This is a genomic window from Microbulbifer maximicatervae (SeqCode) (assembly GCF_052468155.1).
This window is the reverse complement of record NZ_CP174335.1, coordinates 735570-754473: the sequence shown is the minus strand read 5'-3', so window position 1 is coordinate 754473 and position 18904 is coordinate 735570. Positions and strand designations below refer to the sequence as shown.

Sequence of the window (18904 nt, the reverse complement as noted above, 5' to 3'; positions counted from 1 at the left end):
AGGTCATTCTTAAGGGTATAGGCTGATTCTTTTTTAACCCAGCTCAGATAGCTTATATCCGATTTGTCCTTGGCCGTAATCTGGAGTTTACATTGCACCCCTTGTTAGTGATCTGTATTTGTACTTATCAGCGACCGGAGCGGCTTCGCAGTTCTCTGCAAAGCCTGGCCAAGCTACAGCTACCCACGGGCTTAAATGTGGCTGCACTGGTCGTCGATAACGATTCGGACACTCAGGCTGGTAGGGAAGTTGTGGGGGAGTTGTCGGGAAGTTTTCCCTTTCCTCTCAACTGTGCTGTTGAAGAGCGGCGGGGAATCCCTTGTGCACGTAATCGCTGTATCGATGAACTGGATAATATGGGAGCTGACTACCTAGTTTTCATTGATGATGATGAGTGGGTAGAGCCCGATTGGTTAATCCAGCTATATGATTACTCACAAAAGCTGGGGGGCAGTAGCGTGGTTTGTGGCAGTGTTGTTCGGCGTTGGCCGGATTCTGTGCCTGCCTATTACTCACGTATTTTTTATCGGCAGAAACGAAAGACTGGAGAACAGCTCAACTACTGTGCGACCAGCAATGTATTAATACCGATGAGCAGTATCCGCTCGCTAGGCCTGAGGTTTAATGAGCAGGACCCTCTAGGTGCCGGTACAGATGTGATTTTTTTCACAGAGTTTAAGGCCAAGGGCGGAAAGATTGTTTACTGCCTGGAGGCGAGGGTTTACGAGGCTGTACCAGAGAGTCGCGCCAATATGCGTTGGTTGTCGCGTAGAAAATTCTCCGCTGGTATCACTCTGGCAAAGCATAAACTTGCCAAAGGTCGCGGTCATACCAGCATCTTTGTATCAGCTCTGGGACAGCTGTTGATCTCCAGCATAGGCTGTATTTTAGGGTTGATTTTCGGTGGAAAGCGCTTGGGTTCTGGGCCTTGGCTCCGCGCTTGCCGTTCAGCCGGCATGGCTTGTGGTGTTTTTGGGGTGCGCTCTGAGTTTTACCGGGTGGTCGATCACTAATGGCCTGAGGCCTTCCTTACGGGGGTGTTTTACCTGGAAGAGATAACCGTCATTATTGCACTTTCTTTGGTGGCAATATTGATCTTTAGGTGATCCCTGCTTCATGCAAATATTTTATTCCTGGCTCTTCCGCCTGTTTTTACCTGTTGTCCTTCTACGCCTCTGGTGGAGAGGGCGTAGCCAGCCGGCCTATCGGTTGCGTTTAAGAGAGCGTCTGGGTCAGGTTCCAAAAAGGCACAGCCGGGCACCGTTAATCTGGGTCCATTCTGTATCTGTAGGGGAGACCCTAGCCGCCGTGCCAGTTATCTCTAAATTGGCTGCGCGACATACAGACTGGCAGTGGCTGGTAACGACTACAACTCCAACCGGGTCTGAGCGGGTGAAGGAAGCCCTGCAGCCAATTCTTGGTGGCCGCTTACTTCACTATTACCTTCCCTATGATCTCCCTGAATGCCTGGTGCCATTTCTCAATGCGCTTAGCCCGTGTGCATTGGTGATTATAGAGACTGAGCTTTGGCCCAACCTACTTAAGCTCTGTTCGAGTAGGAAGATCCCAATTTTATTGGCCAATGCACGTCTCAGTGAAAAATCTGCACGAGGTTACGGGCGTTTTCCCTCTTTGAGTCGGACAATGTTGAGCAACCTGGATCGTGTTGTTGCGCAATACCCAGCGGATATGCAGCGGTTTATCGATCTGGGATTACCAACGGAGAGAGCAGTAGCTAACGGCAATATCAAGTTTGACCTCAGTATTGATATGGGACTGGCCAGTGAAGCCCAGGCGCTGGCGCACCAGTGGCGGGGGGAGTCTTCCAGGCCTATATGGCTGGCGGCTAGTACCCATGTGGGTGAAGATGAGGTGATCCTGGAAGCTTTCTCTATTTTAAAGAAAAAATATAGAGATCTATTGCTCGTTCTGGTGCCCAGGCATCCACAGCGTTTTGATAGTGTTGCTCGCTTGTGTCGGGAGCGTGGCTTTGCCTTGGCTCGAAGGAGTGAAGGCACAGCCGTTAAAGCTAGTGATGAGGTTATTCTGGGAGACACCATGGGGGAGTTACTGCGCTTCTATGGGGCCAGTGATATTGCTTTTGTGGGAGGTAGCCTGGTCTCTGTTGGTGGCCACAATATGATTGAACCCGCTGCCTGGGGTGTACCAGTTATTTCCGGTCCCCACCTGCATAACTTCGCCACTGTATCCAGTTTGTTGCAGGAGGCTGGAGCCATGGTTGTAGTCGAAGACAGTGAATCGATGGCTTCACAAGTTCAGGCTTGGCTGGAAGATGTGGGGCAAAGAAAAGCCGCCGGTCAGAGAGGGAAAAAAGTAGCTTCAGAAAATAGTGGTGCTTTGCGGCGCTTACTGGGCGAGGTGGAGCGGCTGGCTACACAAAATGAAGACCAGAGAGAGAATAAAAATCCTGCTCTCTGGTAGACGCGTATACGCAGTTACTTCGAAGGTGCTGGAAGACTGGTACCGCCAGTTTCCTCCACGCGAGAGACGTTACTTGCAGGGTTCAGCATCATATCCAGATCCTGAAGGTCTTTAGGAGATAAGAGTCCTGCAGCCTGCTTCAAGCTCAGTGAGTTTAGAATGTAGTCGTACAGCGAGTTGGCGTAGTCAGTTTGTGAATCGAACAGGGTCCGCTGAGCCAGGAGCACATCTACAATATTTCGGGTGCCTACTTCGTATCCCGCCTGAGTCGCATCCAATGCACTCTTGGCAGAAACGACGGCTTGCTCACGTGCTGCTACTCTCGATACATCGGTGACAACAGCACGGTGCAAGGTGCGCGTGGTTTGTATGGTATCTCTCTCTGCAAGAATGCTGAGGTCCTGGGCCTGGAAGGCTTGGTTTCTAGCCTGGCGACGGTTGGCACTGAGAAGGCCACCAGTAAAGATGGGCACGTTTACAGTTACCCCTGCACTTGTTCCCCATTGGTCAATATCTTGCGGGTAACGCACAAATTGGCTGCCTGTTATGTCGCTGAATCGATTTTTCTCGTTACCATCTTGAGTCAGTTTATTATAAGAAAGTGAGCCAGTGACGGTGGGTAGGTGTTCACTGGCTTCTGCCCGAGCGTTATAGCGGGCGGCATCGGCACCAAGCCGTGCAGCTTTAAGGACAAAATTGTTGGCGAGGGCAAACTCAACCCAATCGGCGCGATCTGAAGGCACCGGCGGAGCTACTTGGAAGTCATCTACCAGAGGAGCTACTTGATCATGGTAGCCTCCGGTCAGTACAGATAGAGCATCAAAGTTACTGAGGAGGTTGTCTTGAGCTGTTAAACGCCGGGCAACGGAACTGTCATAGGCAGCCTGGGAGTCGTAGACATCAGTAATTGCTGTTAGACCGACTTCAAAGCGTTGTTGCGTCTGTTCCAGCTGTTTAGCTAGGGCTTGTTCTTCGGCAGCAGCTGCCTCTAGCACGTCGTAAGCACGTAATACGTCAAAGTAGGCGGTGGCGACACGAATCATCATTTCTTGCTGATTAGCACTGAATTCTGCTGTCGCCTGCTCTGTTAATCTCTTGCCCTGTTGATAATCGAACCAGGCTGGTGCGTCAAAAATAGCCTGGGTCAGGTTGGCACTATAGGTTCTTTCCTGTAAGGAATTGCTAGTTTGGCTTCTAAAGTCCACTAGTTCGACATCACTGTCGTCGTCATTATCAGTCAAATCCAGTAACTGAGCAGAATTTTGGCTCCTATCAGAGTGAGTCCTAGCGGCTTCGAAGGTAGCATTTACCTGAGGAAGCAGGAATGCACGAAACTGGTACTTAGCCTCGATATCCGCGTGGTAAGCAGCGCGATCAGCTGCTAGTTGAGGGTCATTCTCCAGGGCCTGTGTATAGATATCCCACAGGGTGTCGGCTTGCGCCTGCATGGCGCCCAGGCCCAGCAGCGTAGCGGCGATTAGTTTTTTCAGCGGACGCAACTTGCGGCCTTGCGGCTCTGGGCGGTTACTTCTTTTCATCTGTTTCGACTTCCTGTGGAGGGTACGGTCTTCAAGCTTTTGCAAGTTATTTGGAGCTGGTGTCATGTAGTGGGGATATGGAGGGCTCCAGCTTGCGATTATTACTAATATTGCCAGTCTCCCCAATAGCAGTCGCGAGAGTTTACCCGGGGTCAAACCGACCGTCGAGACGGCTTTCGGCTTTTTGCTATATCTTCGTTAAACCGACACCTATGTGCGTTTATTGGTAACTTCTTGGCAATAACACTGGCCCATTGAATAAGGTTGAGGGCCTATATTTCAATAGACGCGCCTCATAAGCATTTGGATGCGGCAAAAATTGTGCAGAATAAGGCAAGGACTGACTGTCCATGAATGATGAGCGCAACGCGGCGCTGGCCGATTGGCAGAGGGTCTGTCACGAATGCGATCTACTTTTAACCGGCGGCCTGGCGCCTCCGGGGCAAAAGCTGGTTTGCCCCCGATGTCGCTGTACTTTGCATCGCAATGGCAATCATAGTATTTACTACACTCTGGCCCTCAGTCTAACCGGCCTATTACTGTTTATTCCCTCTGTCAGTTTGCCATTGCTCGACTTTTCCCTGTTCTCATTTGGTGCAGAAAGTACCTTGCTTAATGGCGTTTACTCTCTTTTCAAGGCGGGGTTTATTTGGCTCTCGGCGCTGGTGCTTTTCTGTAGCGTTCTGGCTCCGGTAGGTAAATTTGCCCTGTTGTTATTTATTTGTTGGGGCAATGCTTGGGCCTGGCTTGACCGGCCGGTATCCAATGCTGTTCGTTTTTACCAGCACTTAAAAGAGTGGGGCATGCTCGATGTTTATATGCTCGGAATTTTGGTGGCCCTGATTAAATTACGGGATTTGGGCAAGATGGAGGTAGAACCGGGGCTGTACTGTTTTGGTGCCATGATGCTACTGGCAAATCTCTCTTCCCTGAGTTTTGACCAAACAGCAATTTGGCACCGCTTAGCACAGCGTCGTGCGCTTAAGGGACAAGCTTGTGAATAGCGTACCAAATAAAGGTTTAAAAAAAGGCTTAACCAGCTGCCTGTGCTGTCATCAATTAATTATTCTTCCCCAAAATGGTCGTTGCCGATGTCCGCGCTGTGGAGCGAGAGTACACAGCAGAATCGAAGGAAGCTTGATGTTAACTTGGGCTCTGACGATTACTGGCACTTTATTGCTTTTACCTGCCAATGTGTTACCGATAATGACAGTAGTTTATTTAGGTGCCGGTGATCCCAGCACTATCATTAGCGGGGTCATGCAACTCTATAACTCGGGAATGTGGGGAATAGCTTTAATTGTCTTTGTTGCCAGTATTGCAGTTCCTGTGATGAAGCTACTGGGATTGGGAGTGCTCCTGATTCAAATTCAGTTGCGTCTGTCCTTCGACCCCATTCAGTCCATGAAAATATATCGAGTAGTTTCCGGCATCGGGCGTTGGTCACTCTTAGACTTATTTATGATTTCAATTTTGGTGTCGCTAGTGGATATGGGATTTATTTCTCAGGTAACCGCTGGAGCTGGTGCGACTGCTTTTGCCTCTGTGGTAGTGGTAACCATGTTGGCGGCACGAACTTTCGATTCCCGTTTAATTTGGGATGCCTATGACGGAGATTTATATGAGTCTGCAGTAGAGCCAGAAACGGCTCATAGGAGCGCCGCAGAAAATGGCTGATGAGCTGCCCCCGCAGGATACGAGTGATGCGTCTCGCTTGGATGGAGGAGCTCAGCGGGGAGTAGTGCGCGCAAGCAGGGGGTTACCCCTAGTGTGGATTTTACCTTTGATCGCGGGGCTGATTGCTCTCTGGTTGCTCTATCAGGATTTGTCAGAGGGAGACGTTAAAGCCACTATTTTATTTCATTCTGGCGACGGCCTGGTAAAAGGAAAAACGGTGGTCAAATATTCCGGGGTCGATATTGGTATGGTCCAGGATGTGCGCCTTGTACCTAATGCGAAAGAGCTGAATGGAGCCGATGGCGTTCTGGCCGAAGTTAGTTTAAATCGCAGTGCAGAATATTTATTGGTAGAGGGCACTGAGTTTTGGGTAGTAAAACCCGAGTTATCTATTACCGGTATTAGTGGCTTGGAAACACTACTTTCTGGCAATTATATTGCCGTTGAATCAGGTAGTGGAAAGCGCAAACGCAATTTTGTGGCCCTGGATCAGCCTCCTGCATTTATCCGTGGGGATGGCTTGCGTGTTGTTTTGCAGTCCCGTCGTTTGGGCTCTTTAAGTCGAGGATCGCCAGTATATTATCGTCAGTTGCGAGTCGGTCAGGTAGCGGATTACCGTTTGGATCGAAACGGAACTGAAGTCAGTATCGAATTATTTATTCGTCGTGAATATGCCTATCTGGTTCATCGGGGCAGCCGCTTTTGGAATAGTTCAGGGATCTCTATTGAAGGCGGCATTAGCGGTATCAGTGTCAATTTAGAATCCCTGGCAGCACTTTTTGCAGGAGGCGTAAGTTTTTATACCCCGGAAAATCAACGTCAGTCTCCACTCGCTGTAAATGGTAGTGAGTTTGAGTTATATAAAAATTTTGCCGCAGCAGATGCGGGAATTCCAGTGACATTAAATTTCGATCAGGGGGTGAATGTTACTCCGGATTCTACGAAGGTTTACTACCAGGGCATCCAGGTAGGAGAAGTCAGTGGGACCAAGGCAAACCGCCGTTTGAACGGTATGGAAGTCAAAGTTCTGATGGATCCGACAACGGATGAATTGCTCACCGAAAATACCCGTTTTTGGCTAGCCCCCCCGAGCTTCGATTTTACTGGCGGACTAAACGATTTAATCCAAGGTAATCGCATAGAAGTAGATTTGCGCAAAGGACAGCGCTCCCAGCGCAATTTCACTGCGCGAACCTCTGCGCCACCGATGGATCCCCGTGTGCCGGGGCTGCATTTACGCCTCACTTCACGCAATCCCGGGTCTTTGCAGCGGGGCGCGCCGGTTTATTTTCGCCGTATAGAGGTAGGAAAAGTGCAGGGAATGGAATTGCGTAGGGATGGCGAGGGGGTAGAAGTTTATGTGGTGATAGAGCCCCGCTATGCCCACTTTGTGCAGGAAGGCGTTCGGTTCTGGAATGTGAGCGGATTGCGGGCTACAGCAAGCTTGACCGAGGGGGTGGAAGTGGAGGCAGATTCGCTGATGTCACTTCTGCGTGGCGGTATCGCCTTTGGCATACGCCGGGAAGACCTTGGAAAAGGCGGGCAGGCAAAAAATGGAGACCAGTTCCCTCTTTTCAGCAGTCGGGAAGCGGCTATGGAGGGAGGGATACAAATTCAAGTCAGCCTTGTCAGTGCCGAGGGGCTGAGAGTTGGAGCACCGTTGCGCTACCGCGGGGTACAAGTTGGAGAGATTACTCGCCTGAGACTCGATCGCTCTTTGGGCGAGGTGTGGGCCAGGGCCAAGCTTTACCACCGCGGAGAGCAGTTTGCTCGAGAGGGCACACGTATATGGGTGGTTTCCCCGCAAATTAGTATCGACAAGATTGCCCATCTGGATACCCTGATTACAGGGCGATACCTGGCGCTTGAGCCTGGCTTAGGAGATCCACAGACAAAGTTTTACGCTTTGGAACAGGCACCGGAAGAGGATCTTGCAGAGACTTTTACTCGCCCTGGACTGGGAATTATCCTGGATGCTGCGAGGCGAGGATCTCTGGTAGCAGGGAGTCCGGTTTATTATCGCCAGGTAAAAGTGGGAGAGGTTACAGGTTTTTCCCTGGGGGAGTATGCTGATCGAGTGTATATCTATGTTCATATCGAACCCCAATACCAGCCGTTGGTGCGAGAGCACACGGTGTTTTGGAATGCCAGTGGCGTCGATGTGAATTTCGGTCTGAAAAGTGGGCTTAATATCAACACAGAATCGGCTCAGGCCCTGTTGCAGGGGGGGATCGCATTTGCCACGCCAGAAGCCCCTTTTATGGGATTTGAAGTGGAGTCGGGCAGCCATTTCCCTCTCTACCCGAAAGCTGAACCCAAGTGGTATACCTGGAGTCCTAAGATAGAACTTTACGGCACGGTCGAACCAGTAAAATAAGTACGGGAATGTAGGAGTTTTTATGCGCTATTTATTAACAGGCTTGCTGAGTATCTTGGTATTGGCGGGTTGCCAGGAGATACAGGTTGAAAAAGCCGCTACCGGGGAGCCACCGGTTGCCTTTGCCACGTATAAATGGGGGGTAGCGCCGTTGAGTGGCTCAGAAGATGCCTCTGCCCAGCTGGTGGAGTTGGATGAAGAAATGCGGGATACCGTTGCCGCAGAGTTACAGCAACGAGGATATCGCCAAGTCTCCCAGGACCAGGATGCGGATATGGTGGTGGATTACCAGGTTGCGGTAGTCGATGAGTTTTTCTCCGGTGATACCCGGGATCCCAGCTGGGACAAACAGTTTGATAGCAATGCGCCACAGGATGTGGTGGAACTACCGCCCCTGACAGATGCCCCCTTGGTGATTATGAGTGTGGGTATTGGGCGCCCGGGCGGGGCTGTGATTTGGGGGGGGAGAGCCAGCGAATTGTTAACACGCCCCGATAGTATTGAGCAGCGTCAACGACTGATCGCCAATGGGGTTAGCGCTCTTTTGCGGGATTTGCCCCCGGCCTATCAATAAGTACGATTTTGCACGAAACGAAAAATACGATTTAGCAGCCACCGGGTATTCGGTGGCTGCCATTCACTGCTAGCGCCCTTTCTTCATCAGGTTTTCGTATAGATCGATATAGGAGTCGACGATAACCTGTTTCGCATAAGTCGTTGCGTACTCCTCGGCCGCATTTTCGATCAGGCTTTGGCGCAATTCCGGCGACTCGATAACGGACTTCATGGCTTTGGCCAGTTCATCGGCATTATCGATAGGGGTAATCAGACCGGTTTTGCCATTGGTAATCACTTCTCCAGGGCCCTGAGAGTCTGTCGCTACTATAGGGCAGCGATGGGCCCAGGACTCCATCACAATAGAGCCCAGGCCCTCATGTCGAGAAGGGCACACGAACATATCCGCAGTGCGCATCAGGGTGGTGACATCATTGCGCCAACCGAGGAAGCGAACCCGCTCTTCCAGGCCGAGTTGGTGGCATAGGGATTTCAACTTGCTCTCCTCAGGGCCACTACCAGCGAGCCACAAAGTGGCATTGGGAACCTGGGTGAGTGAATGCAGGAGGGTGTCGAAACTTTTATTGATATGCAGGCGGCCTGCAGCCAGGATCAGGGGCCGGTCTTCCGGAGTATTGAAGCTGTTTCTAGGCAGCGGATTAACTGGTGTCTCATCGGCAAAATTGGGGATATGGAAAATTTTATCCTTGGGGATGCCTCCGTCCCTTAAATGCTGGCAGATACCTTTGCTGATGCCGATCCAATAATCTGCGTGACGGTAATACTTCAGGTTGTAATAGTGCCCTAGGCGGCTTACCAACCGGTATTTTTCAGAGTTGGGGGTGATTGAAGTGGCACGTCCCATCCAAGTCATCACGATATCCGGTTGCCATTGGTTCAGGGCATCGCGGTATTTTTTTCGGCCGAGAAAATCCAGCTTGCCACCAAATTTAAAACCTTCGGTTTCAACATTGTTGCTACGCAGTGCCTGTACCCGGTGATCGTGGTTTCGAATAAACGCTTTTTCTGTAATTTCGCTGCGGGGATTTAATCCACTGACGAGACGCACAAAGAAATTCTCAGCACCACCGTGCTCAGCACCGGCGAGTATTTGTGCGACTTGAATTGGGTTATTACTCATAATCTATTGCATCTGATCGAATAGGGTGGGTGCAACACTACCTGAGAGTGCCATCCAGATTGATATCTTGAGCCCAAGCATAGTCGTGGCTAAAAGGCTGTAGGCTTGTGGCTTCGACAATGTACTGAGCGTAGAGCTTCGAGTTCATTTCATTGTGGAAAAACTCCCTGGCCCGTGCGGCCCAGGCGCGTCGCTTGGCATCGTCACCGTTAAATTCGCGGATTTTTTCCAGTAGGTCCTGCTCATCGGAGAAATAAACGACGCTCTCAGCAGGCAACAAGTCATCAAAATGTAATTTATCACTGGTGAACTGCAAAATACCGTTGCCTGCCAACTGCGCCATACGTGCTGAGGAATACCAGTAGTGGGTATCCTGGCGATTGAAATTCAGTCCCATTTTGGTTTGAGATAGGGCGTGGTCGTAGTCGCGGCCCCAAACGGGAGCCTCGCCGAAGCTGCCATAGGTTTTAAAGTTCAGCGAATCCCCCAAGGCATCTTTCAGGTTTTTAACCATTTGCAGACGCTTGGTGAAATTATTGCTGTTACTGCAGAAAAGCAGGTCGATGGCTAAATCCGTGCGTTCAGCGTTATTGAGGTTTTCAATCGAGGGTTCAACCGGGTTCGGCATGTGATAAACACGAGCACCAAAGCCCTCAAATATTTTCAGTTCTCTTCGCCCGGTGGATACAAAAACTGCATCGGCGACTTCCGCGCGGTATTTGATTCGCTCGACATTGCTGGGAACAAAGAGGGGATCATTATTGCAGTGAGCGATAAAGCAATTGGGCAGGCGTTGCTTAATGGCCTTCAGAGTGTCGTTAGTGATCATATCGCAGTGGCCTGCGATGATCAGGTCTGGCTCAAAGGCCTCGACAGTTTCCATCAAGCGTCGGTTCGCCTTTTTTACACCCAGGTCGCGAATACCAAAGGGTGCCTCAAATGCGGCGATATCGCGGTCGCTGAACACTTGGGTGTAGTGGTCATTTTTAATCAGGCCGAAGGTGAGCTTTTGTGCCCAGCTAACCCTTGTCTTGCCATAGCGCCGTAGCTGCTGATAGGCGATATTCAGCACTCTCATGTTGTGTACTCTCGAAATTCAACACGGAAACCCGGATAGCCTCTGCAGTCAGCGGCTGGTACGGTGGGCGCAGAGTATAACAGCTGGTACCCCGGTCTTGTCGCGGAAGCAGCGCAGCAAAACCGAAACCTAGGGAAAGACGAACCATGCCACAAGATAACAGTCGAACTGATTTAAACCCGGAGTTCACCGCTGATTCGGTAGACATAATTTCCAGGGAAACCGTGTTTAAGGGATTTTTCACTATGGTGCGCCTGCGATTGCGCCACCGCTTGTTTCGCGGGGGTTGGAGCAATGAAATAGAGCGGGAACTGTTTCAGCGCGGAGAGGCCGTTGGAGTCTTACTTTACGATCCTGTCAGGGACCTGTTGGCACTTACCGAGCAATTCCGCACTGGTGCCCTGGGGCGCCCAGCAGGGCCTTGGTGTCTTGAAGTGGTAGCCGGTATGGTGGAGAAAGGGGAGAGTCTGGAGGATGTAGCGCACAGAGAGGTATTGGAAGAGTCTGGATGTACTGTGGACGATCTGCATTTTATCCACAGTTATATCCCCAGCCCAGGGGGCAGCTCGGAGCGGATAAATCTGTATTGTGCCCTGGTAGATTTGGAGCAGGCCGAGGGCGTATTCGGCTTGGCTGAGGAAAATGAGGATATCCGTTTGCGGGTATTCCCGAGGCAGAACGTCGTAGATGCGATGCGGGGGGATTACGCCCCGGGAGAAAACCCGATAGACAATGCCACCACACTGATTTCGGTGCAGTGGCTAGAGTTAAATCGGAAGCGGTTTACTCATATGACGCCACCAGCCTGAGCGGTCACAGCTCTTTGCGCTACTTTACCTGCACAAAAGGTAAACTGAGATGTAAGTCACGGCGGCAATTGAATTGGAGTGTTGATAATGGCTCTAGTGCGTGAGGTAGGTGCGCGTCAGCGCAGGCAGATGAAAATGTCGCCAAATGGCAACGGTAAAGCAGTATATCGCGTCGATTTACCGTCTTATCATGCCGACTGCGACGCTAACTACCTACGTCTACTGAGGCTGCTACCTGAGCTTTCAGAGAGAGAGCAATGGTGCTATCAAATCCCTGGTGGCAGCTTAAAGCTGAGAGTGGTAGCGAGATCCAGGTACACGACAGAAGTGTCACTGGACGCAGAGGTAAATCTCAGTGAAAGCCACTGGCTGGCATCTCCTAACCTGACCGCTCGTCTCTATCACGATGCGCGGATGGCAGAGGTGATAACAGTTAATGGCTGTGGGCCGGTAGGTGGTAAAGGAGTGGATATCGCTTACCCAAATCCCCGTATGCAGCGCGCAGATGAGAGGCCTCAGGCCAACCGTTTTCTCGGTGAGTGGCTTGAGTACTGTCTTGCAAATGGTCGCGCAGAATTTCAATTAGTGCTGGATGGCCGAAAAATTTAATTCTGCGGTAGAACACATGGATGTGATTACAAGGTGAGCAAGTGATTCGCGAGCACAATGAGCCTAGCAGGTCCGATAAGACCAATTCATATCGTCTGATCCAAATAACAGACCCACACATCGGCAGCCGGCCGGATTATCAATTACTGGGTTTGGACACCGGTCATACTTTGGATGAGGTACTGTCCGCAATCGTTTCCAGGCAGCAGGCAGCGCAATTGCTGGTGGCGACAGGAGATATTAGCGCGAATGGGGCCGAGGCCTCTTACCGCCGGTTTCTTCAGAAAATGCGCAGGGTGCAGAAACCTTGGTATTGGCTACCGGGGAATCACGACTTAAGCTCTCGTATGAAACAGCTGGCCCCACAACGCTGTACAGAAGTGGTTGCCCTAGGAAATTGGCGCCTCTTGCTTCTCGATACCAGTGTTGAAAACCAGATATGTGGCGGTCTCAGCGAAGCTCAGCTTGAGCGTTTGCAGCTGCTGCTTTGGGAAACCCGGGAACACCCGGTAATGATCATGATGCACCACCAGCCGGTACAGGTGGGTAGTAAGTGGATTGATGGCCATATGCTGCGCGATGGACGTGAGCAACTCTTGCAAATGGTATCCAAAGCGCCCCAAGTCAAAGCGCTCGTGTGGGGCCATGTACACCAGCAGTTTGATAATCATGAGGGTCGGGTCGGCTTACATGCGACACCTTCCACATCTGTACAATTTACTCCGGGTAGTGGGCCTTTTGCTGTAGACGACGAGATGCCGGGATATCGTTGGTTCGATTTATATGATGACGGTAGCTATAAAACCGGGGTCGAACGGGTTGAGGTTTCAAAATACTCTGTCGATTTTGCATCTTCCGGCTACTGAGTCACTTCTCCTTGAGGTGTGCCTGCTTTTTTGAAGTCCCACTTTGTGGGATTTCTATCGTGTTATTTAAGAGTTTCTAGCTCGCCTTTATTTGTAAAGCCTCCCTTTACGAACTTACCATTATCTTTTTTGTCTTCTGACCGTACAATGAAATTTCCCCAGACTTATGATCATTGATGATATTTGTTTAATGGGGCATACCAGAATCAATAGTAGTATTTGACAGTTGATAAAATACGCTAATAGGTACTGGGGTTTTATTTGCGCTACTGCCCCTCATTTCATGCGTATTTTGCAGCTACTCCGTCCGCTAAGTGGATAACATCGGGAAGTGAGGAATAATAATGAACAGAATATTTGTTTTACCGCTCATTGGCTTGGCGTTATTAGTCGGTGCCTGTGCTCATGATCCCAGTAAGGTGGGGGACTCAAAGTTGGCTGAACAGGAGGATAGCCAAGGTTTGGTTCCCAGATCCAGCTCGTTGGATGAAGTTGCCGCAGCCTTTGCTTTTGATATGAGCGGCTCCAAAGTGTTTATTGCCCCTGTGCAAATTGACTACACCAAGCGTTTTTCTTCATTGCCGCGCACCCGCTACAGAGAGAAAGATTACGAGCTGGATGATAGGGACCTACAGCAGATGAATGCACTGTTGGTCAAAACCTTTGCCGAGAAGTTTCTCGAACCGCGTAACAGCGTGGTAGCAGAGGAGCAGGAAGAGGCAGATTACACATTGTCCTTATCCCTGGAGAAATTTTCGGTAGCTGCGCCACTGGACCCCTCTCCCTGGACCTGGCGCGTCTACACCGAGCAGAGTGCCTATGGCGTACTGGTTGGAACTCTTTATGATCGAGAGGGCAATGCAGTGATGCGCTTCCGGGATCGCCGCGATATCGGTGAGAACTTTGGTGCCTATGGCCCGGGTGGACGCTTGGAGCGCTTTACCAGTGTTACTTTCTGGTCTGATATGCGTGTAGATATGGGGCGGGCCTTTGCCAGTTTGAATCGCACATTGCTGTGATTCCCACACGGTTTGAGGCTTCTGGTTACATAGCGCCCCCGATTGACGATATGGGCGCTATAATCACCGCCTATGCAAACTAATGATCTTCAGGGAAGGCCGGTGCTGATATATCTGCACGGCTTCCTTTCATCACCACAGTCCTTCAAATGCCAGTTGATGCGGGAACGGCTCCAGGCCCAATACCCGCATGTTACCTTCTGTGCACCGCAGATTCCTCCCTATACAGAGGAGGCGCAGAAATCTTTGGTGGCTCTTGTGGAGGATCTCCTTCGGCAGTCCGATAGGGGGCCCATTGGACTGGTAGGGAGTTCTATGGGGGGATTTTGGTGCACTTACCTTGGTGAGCGCTTCCGATTGCCCGCTGTACTGATAAATCCCGCAGTGCGCCCCGCGCGCTTTATTCCAGCCTATGTGGGGAAGGTTTTAAAACCCTATAGCGGTGAAGAAGAGGAATTCCGTCTTACCCAGGTTGATGTAGATGCCATGCAGCGGGTACAGGCTGAATTGGAGAAGCCGTTACAGAGTCGCTACTGGTTACTCGCCCAGCGCGGGGATGAAGTTCTGGATTATCGCGATGCGCAGGATTTCTACCAAGGGCAACGCCAGACCATTGAAGACGGTGGCGATCATAGTTTTCAGGAGTTCGCACGCTATTGCGACCCTATCACCGAATTTCTATTTAACGAGCAGTAATCAATAAGAATTATGGCTAATTATTCCGCCGAAGATATTGAGGTACTCACGGGACTAGATCCGGTGCGTAAGCGCCCCGGGATGTATACCGATACCGCACGCCCAAATCACCTGGCTCAGGAGGTAATCGACAACAGTGTCGACGAAGCCCTGGCCGGACATGCCAAGAAAATTGAAGTGGTGTTACACAAGGACCACTCGCTTTCTGTCAGCGACAACGGCCGCGGTATGCCTGTCGATATTCACCCTGAGCAGGGACGGCCTGGTGTAGAGGTTATCCTCTCCACTCTGCACGCCGGCGGTAAGTTTTCCAATGATAATTACCAATTCTCCGGTGGCCTTCACGGCGTCGGTGTTTCGGTGGTTAATGCCCTCTCAAAAGTGCTGGAGGTTACTATCCAGCGAGATGGCAAGGTTCATCGCATTGGCTTTAAGGATGGTGAAAAGGCCTCCGACCTGGAAGTAGTAGGTGAGTGCGGCAAGCGCACAACAGGTACCAGTGTTCGCTTCTTACCAGATTCCCAATATTTTGATTCCGCCAAATTTTCAGTGGTGCGCCTGAGACACCTTCTGCGTGCTAAGGCGGTGCTCTGCCCGGGTCTCACGGTTACGTTTATCAATGAGCAGGATGGCGAGTCCGATGAGTGGTATTACGAAGATGGCCTCAAGGACTATTTGGCCGCTGCAAATCAGGGTTGGGAAGTACTGCCAGCAGAGCCATTTGTAGGCAGCTTTGCAGCTACTACAGAGGCGGCAGACTGGGCGGTTCAATGGTTGCCAGAGGGCGGAGAGGTCACCGCTGAATCCTACGTAAATTTGATTCCCACCGCCCAGGGCGGTACCCATGTCAATGGTTTGCGGGCTGGCCTGCTGGAAGCAATGCGCGAATACTGTGAAATCCGCAATCTGCTACCGCGCGGAATTAAATTGGGACCAGAAGATATTTGGAGCCAGTGTTCTTACGTTCTCTCTGCCAAATTGGCTGATCCCCAATTCTCAGGCCAGACAAAAGAAAGACTTTCCTCTCGTGAAGCGACCGCATTTATTTCCGGTGTCGCTAAAGATGCATTCAGCTTGTGGCTGAATCAGCATACGGAAGAGGGCGATAAACTGGCGGAACTGTGTATTGGCAATGCACAGAAGCGCATGCGCTCCGCGAAAAAAGTTGCACGTAAAAAAGTTACTCAGGGACCGGCCTTGCCTGGCAAACTGGCAGACTGCTCCAGTGGCGATACCACGCGCTCTGAACTCTTTCTGGTGGAGGGAGATTCAGCCGGTGGCTCCGCCAAGCAGGCGCGAGACCGGGAGTTCCAGGCTATCATGCCTCTGCGCGGTAAAATCCTGAATACCTGGGAAGTTGACTCAGGGGAAATTCTCGCTAGCCAGGAGGTACATGATATTGCTGTAGCCCTCGGTGTGGACCCGGGCAGCGATAACCTGGAAGGCTTGCGTTACAACAAAATCTGTATCCTCGCCGATGCCGACTCGGACGGCCTACATATTGCTACGCTGTTATGCGCGCTTTTCTTACGTCATTTCCGGCCGTTGGTCACTAACGGTCATGTCTATGTGGCCATGCCCCCATTGTTCCGAATTGATATCGGTAAAGACGTTTATTATGCGCTGGATGAATCTGAGAAACAGGGCATTCTCGATCGTATCAGTGCAGAAAAGAAAAAGGGCAAGATTCAGGTAACCCGATTTAAAGGATTGGGAGAAATGAATCCTATGCAATTGCGTGAAACTACGATGGACCCCAATACCCGTCGTCTCGTACAGCTCTATATCGATACCGGTGATGATAGCAACCAGCTTTTGGATATGTTATTGGCCAAGAAGCGTGCTGGGGATCGCAAGCAATGGCTGGAAAGTAAAGGGAATCTGGCTGAAGTGGGTTAAGCTTTCTAACATAGGTATTGGTGTTGCCTTAGTGTACTAAGGCAACAGATAAATGCATATGATTAACATGGGGCGCTCTTCCTTTTGAGGGGCTCTATCTCTCTTTCAGAAGTTGTATCAGTTATCCAACATTATGGATGCTAATTCAGCTGCATATTATTTAATTCCTTCAGTTTAAATTTCTTGTTTTAGCATTATACTTATTTAAAACAGATAACTTCATTGATACGAAAATATATAGCCTTAGCATCTATGTGATATTTTCGATAAAAAAGAAGTGTACAAATCAATCCATTTTATTGGTTTTACTATTTTGTCATTTCTAATTACCTATAGTCTAATTTTTTTTAAAAGATGAAATAAGCACCATTTGACAAGTGCATATATAATGTCTCAATAGTAAGGCTAGCAGTGTTGGGTATTTTGAAAGTCTAAAGTGACAGCATCAAAGGTTATATAATTAATGCCTGCTTGACGAGATTAAATTTTGAGTATGCTGTGGGATACATTAAGTGCCGTTGGTGAACTTGTTGGTGCCTTTGCGGTTGTCGCATCTTTAGTCTATCTTGCCGCTTTAATAAGAGTTCAGAATAAAGAATCGAAGATTGCTTCTATGCATGAGATATCCATTGCTCATCGAGAAGCTGTGGCAGCAATTTGTGACGGACCAATGGCTGACATCTTTGCGAAGGCGATGAAGGATTTTGATTCTTTGTCGAGTGCCGATACTTTAAGGATCATTGGTTTTGTATATCGTTTTTTTAAGATCTGGGAAGAAGCTTATTTCCAATACAAGGCAAACAGGTTGGATTTTACTATTTGGGACTCAATGACTCGTCAATATACAGCATACTTATCAATGGCACCTTTTAAAAGGATATGGGAGTTGCGCTCTGAGTATGTAGCTCCCGAATTCCGTGATTATGTTAATTCAAGAAAACCAGTAGATTTGGTTTTACCAAATTCAATTAGTAATAGAGGTGATTCTAAAGGTTAATCTTAAATCATGCCTTAATAGGGCTGTGATTTATCTAGATGTTGTAAAAGGAATCGTCATATTAAATTTGTCTGCTGGTAGCATCACTCTCAACAAGATCAATAATAATCCAATTGTGAAATAGGTATTTTCTCTTTCTGAGTACCAATAGAAGGTTGTGTAACCGATAGTCAACCTATTGTGAGGTCATGGGAGTAAGTAAATCCAGGATGAAGGTGTGGATTCGAAAATTACGTGCAGAGCGAGCTGGAAGAGTAGTTGAGTATCTAATAGCTTGAGTTCCAAATTAATATTGGAATACTCACAGATTTTTTTTACAAGAAATGAATACTACACGTTTTTAAACTGCTTTCATGTATAAAAAAGTATGAGATACGATAAAAATATTACTCTATTATCTAAATGGAAAGAAGCTCACATCTCTTAATTTTGACGTCCGAAAATTGTTAAGCTGTCATCTCTTCATCGATTTATTTTGTGTAATCATGTGGGATATCTGGCTTAAAATTGCTAAAATCTATCCGTATCTTTGTTTGCTAAGAAATTTTTAGTCATATTTCTTTATGAAAACGTACCCTCAAGTTCGGACAGATGTCTAGCCATTTAAGACTTTTAGTTGGGCCTGTTGTTCTAATTCGGGGGGCAAAAATATTTTTTTTAAAAAAAGTTCACTCTGTCAGTTGAATCTTGTAGGCTGCTTAAAAGTATCAGAATGTTTAGATATCAGTTTCATTATGAGTGCGTTATAAAGTCTCGGCTGTAATGTAAAGGGTGATAGTTTATAGGTTAAATTAATAAGTTATGTTTATAGGCATTGCTATTGATTTTGTATTGGTCGGTTGCTCCATTTGGTGTGCAGGATAATTAGCGCAAACCCAATGATAAAAGATAAATAGTGTAGACGTTGATTAGAGTTTTACACTTTGTTTAGTAGTTATTACTGCCGGCTGCTGAACAAATAAAATATATATAATAATGTCTGCTCGTCTGAGTGTTTGCTTTATATGTTTTTTCATGCTGGTTATTTCGGTCTTAAAGTTCATATTGGCTATTGTGAGTTCAAGAAGTGAATTTCTAAGTCTTAACTGGCAAATTAATAAAGCAGTCTTAGCCCTTAATCCTGTCAAGGCTCTAAAAGAGAATCAAACCTAAATCTATAAAAGGGGTTGTTTATTTACGAGTATATTCGAAGTTTATTCTA

Annotated in this window: 16 protein-coding genes; 13 read left to right on the top strand and 3 right to left on the bottom strand. The window is 48.9% G+C overall.

Translation table 11 applies throughout. The features are described from left to right. Positions 1–92 precede the first annotated feature (92 nt). On the top strand, positions 93–1013 hold the full coding sequence (locus tag ACJJIY_RS03065) for a glycosyltransferase family 2 protein (protein ID WP_413663554.1): 921 nt from the start codon (positions 93–95) through the stop codon (positions 1011–1013). A 103-nt stretch (positions 1014–1116) separates the two neighbouring features. Further along, on the top strand, positions 1117–2442 hold the full coding sequence (waaA, locus tag ACJJIY_RS03060) for a lipid IV(A) 3-deoxy-D-manno-octulosonic acid transferase (RefSeq protein WP_445359080.1): 1326 nt from the start codon (positions 1117–1119) through the stop codon (positions 2440–2442). 14 nt (positions 2443–2456) lie between these two features. Here the strand turns inward: waaA and ACJJIY_RS03055 are convergent, their stop codons facing one another. Beyond that, on the bottom strand, positions 2457–3980 hold the full coding sequence (locus tag ACJJIY_RS03055) for a TolC family outer membrane protein (RefSeq protein WP_445359079.1): 1524 nt from the start codon (positions 3978–3980) through the stop codon (positions 2457–2459). A gap of 350 nt (positions 3981–4330) precedes the next feature. On the opposite strand from ACJJIY_RS03055, the gene ACJJIY_RS03050 reads away from it, so the two are divergent. The 4 genes from ACJJIY_RS03050 to ACJJIY_RS03035 all read left to right on the top strand — a co-directional run bounded on the left by ACJJIY_RS03050 (position 4331) and on the right by ACJJIY_RS03035 (position 8608). Next, positions 4331–4984: a paraquat-inducible protein A gene (locus ACJJIY_RS03050; protein ID WP_445359078.1), complete on the top strand. Its 654-nt coding sequence runs from the start codon at positions 4331–4333 to the stop codon at positions 4982–4984. Positions 4985–5120: 136 nt separating this feature from the next. Then, entirely contained in the window at positions 5121–5657 is a 537-nt protein-coding gene (locus ACJJIY_RS03045) for a paraquat-inducible protein A (RefSeq protein ID WP_444934342.1), read from the top strand. Continuing rightward, positions 5650–8034 (top strand): PqiB family protein, encoded by a 2385-nt coding sequence (locus ACJJIY_RS03040; RefSeq protein ID WP_444918388.1) that lies wholly within the window; start codon positions 5650–5652, stop codon positions 8032–8034. Before ACJJIY_RS03045 ends, ACJJIY_RS03040 begins: the two co-directional genes overlap by 8 nt. Before the next feature lie 22 nt (positions 8035–8056). Then, positions 8057–8608: a DUF4136 domain-containing protein gene (locus ACJJIY_RS03035; protein WP_413663548.1), complete on the top strand. Its 552-nt coding sequence runs from the start codon at positions 8057–8059 to the stop codon at positions 8606–8608. Positions 8609–8677: 69 nt separating this feature from the next. Here the strand turns inward: ACJJIY_RS03035 and ACJJIY_RS03030 are convergent, their stop codons facing one another. Together ACJJIY_RS03030 and ACJJIY_RS03025 are read right to left on the bottom strand one after the other, a co-directional pair. After that, complete coding sequence (locus ACJJIY_RS03030; RefSeq protein ID WP_445359077.1) at positions 8678–9730, bottom strand: glycosyltransferase; 1053 nt, start codon at positions 9728–9730, stop codon at positions 8678–8680. Positions 9731–9767: 37 nt separating this feature from the next. Next, entirely contained in the window at positions 9768–10808 is a 1041-nt protein-coding gene (locus tag ACJJIY_RS03025) for a glycosyltransferase family protein (RefSeq protein ID WP_444892190.1), read from the bottom strand. Between the two features lie 146 nt (positions 10809–10954). On the opposite strand from ACJJIY_RS03025, the gene ACJJIY_RS03020 reads away from it, so the two are divergent. From ACJJIY_RS03020 to ACJJIY_RS02990, 7 genes are all read left to right on the top strand, one after another. Continuing rightward, positions 10955–11617, top strand: coding sequence for an NUDIX domain-containing protein (locus tag ACJJIY_RS03020; RefSeq protein ID WP_445359076.1), 663 nt, complete (start codon positions 10955–10957; stop codon positions 11615–11617). An 87-nt stretch (positions 11618–11704) separates the two neighbouring features. After that, a complete protein-coding gene (locus tag ACJJIY_RS03015) occupies positions 11705–12226 on the top strand; it encodes a DUF1249 domain-containing protein (RefSeq protein WP_444926083.1) in 522 nt (173 codons plus the stop codon). A 41-nt stretch (positions 12227–12267) separates the two neighbouring features. Next, positions 12268–13092: a 3',5'-cyclic-AMP phosphodiesterase gene (gene cpdA, locus ACJJIY_RS03010; RefSeq protein ID WP_444892187.1), complete on the top strand. Its 825-nt coding sequence runs from the start codon at positions 12268–12270 to the stop codon at positions 13090–13092. A gap of 344 nt (positions 13093–13436) precedes the next feature. Continuing rightward, positions 13437–14111, top strand: a complete 675-nt coding sequence (locus tag ACJJIY_RS03005; protein ID WP_444911643.1) for a hypothetical protein — start codon at positions 13437–13439, stop codon at positions 14109–14111. A gap of 102 nt (positions 14112–14213) precedes the next feature. Continuing rightward, complete coding sequence (locus ACJJIY_RS03000; protein WP_413663541.1) at positions 14214–14807, top strand: YqiA/YcfP family alpha/beta fold hydrolase; 594 nt, start codon at positions 14214–14216, stop codon at positions 14805–14807. A gap of 12 nt (positions 14808–14819) precedes the next feature. Then, on the top strand, positions 14820–16706 hold the full coding sequence (parE, locus tag ACJJIY_RS02995) for a DNA topoisomerase IV subunit B (RefSeq protein WP_445359075.1): 1887 nt from the start codon (positions 14820–14822) through the stop codon (positions 16704–16706). A gap of 487 nt (positions 16707–17193) precedes the next feature. Then, a complete protein-coding gene (locus ACJJIY_RS02990; RefSeq protein ID WP_445359074.1) occupies positions 17194–17703 on the top strand; it encodes a hypothetical protein in 510 nt (169 codons plus the stop codon). Positions 17704–18904 lie beyond the last annotated feature (1201 nt).

What these genes read in the sequence shown, in the direction of transcription:
- ACJJIY_RS03025 (WP_444892190.1), bottom strand. Translation starts at nt 10,808, where the DNA reads ATGAGAGTGCTGAATATCGCCTATCAGCAGCTACGGCGCTATGGCAAG.
- ACJJIY_RS03015 (WP_444926083.1), top strand. Translation starts at nt 11,705, where the DNA reads ATGGCTCTAGTGCGTGAGGTAGGTGCGCGTCAGCGCAGGCAGATGAAA.
- ACJJIY_RS03030 (WP_445359077.1), bottom strand. Translation starts at nt 9,730, where the DNA reads ATGAGTAATAACCCAATTCAAGTCGCACAAATACTCGCCGGTGCTGAG.
- ACJJIY_RS03005 (WP_444911643.1), top strand. Translation starts at nt 13,437, where the DNA reads ATGAACAGAATATTTGTTTTACCGCTCATTGGCTTGGCGTTATTAGTC.
- ACJJIY_RS03055 (WP_445359079.1), bottom strand. Translation starts at nt 3,980, where the DNA reads ATGAAAAGAAGTAACCGCCCAGAGCCGCAAGGCCGCAAGTTGCGTCCG.
- waaA (WP_445359080.1), top strand. Translation starts at nt 1,117, where the DNA reads ATGCAAATATTTTATTCCTGGCTCTTCCGCCTGTTTTTACCTGTTGTC.
- ACJJIY_RS03045 (WP_444934342.1), top strand. Translation starts at nt 5,121, where the DNA reads ATGTTAACTTGGGCTCTGACGATTACTGGCACTTTATTGCTTTTACCT.
- ACJJIY_RS03040 (WP_444918388.1), top strand. Translation starts at nt 5,650, where the DNA reads ATGGCTGATGAGCTGCCCCCGCAGGATACGAGTGATGCGTCTCGCTTG.
- parE (WP_445359075.1), top strand. Translation starts at nt 14,820, where the DNA reads ATGGCTAATTATTCCGCCGAAGATATTGAGGTACTCACGGGACTAGAT.
- ACJJIY_RS03050 (WP_445359078.1), top strand. Translation starts at nt 4,331, where the DNA reads ATGAATGATGAGCGCAACGCGGCGCTGGCCGATTGGCAGAGGGTCTGT.
- ACJJIY_RS03035 (WP_413663548.1), top strand. Translation starts at nt 8,057, where the DNA reads ATGCGCTATTTATTAACAGGCTTGCTGAGTATCTTGGTATTGGCGGGT.
- ACJJIY_RS03020 (WP_445359076.1), top strand. Translation starts at nt 10,955, where the DNA reads ATGCCACAAGATAACAGTCGAACTGATTTAAACCCGGAGTTCACCGCT.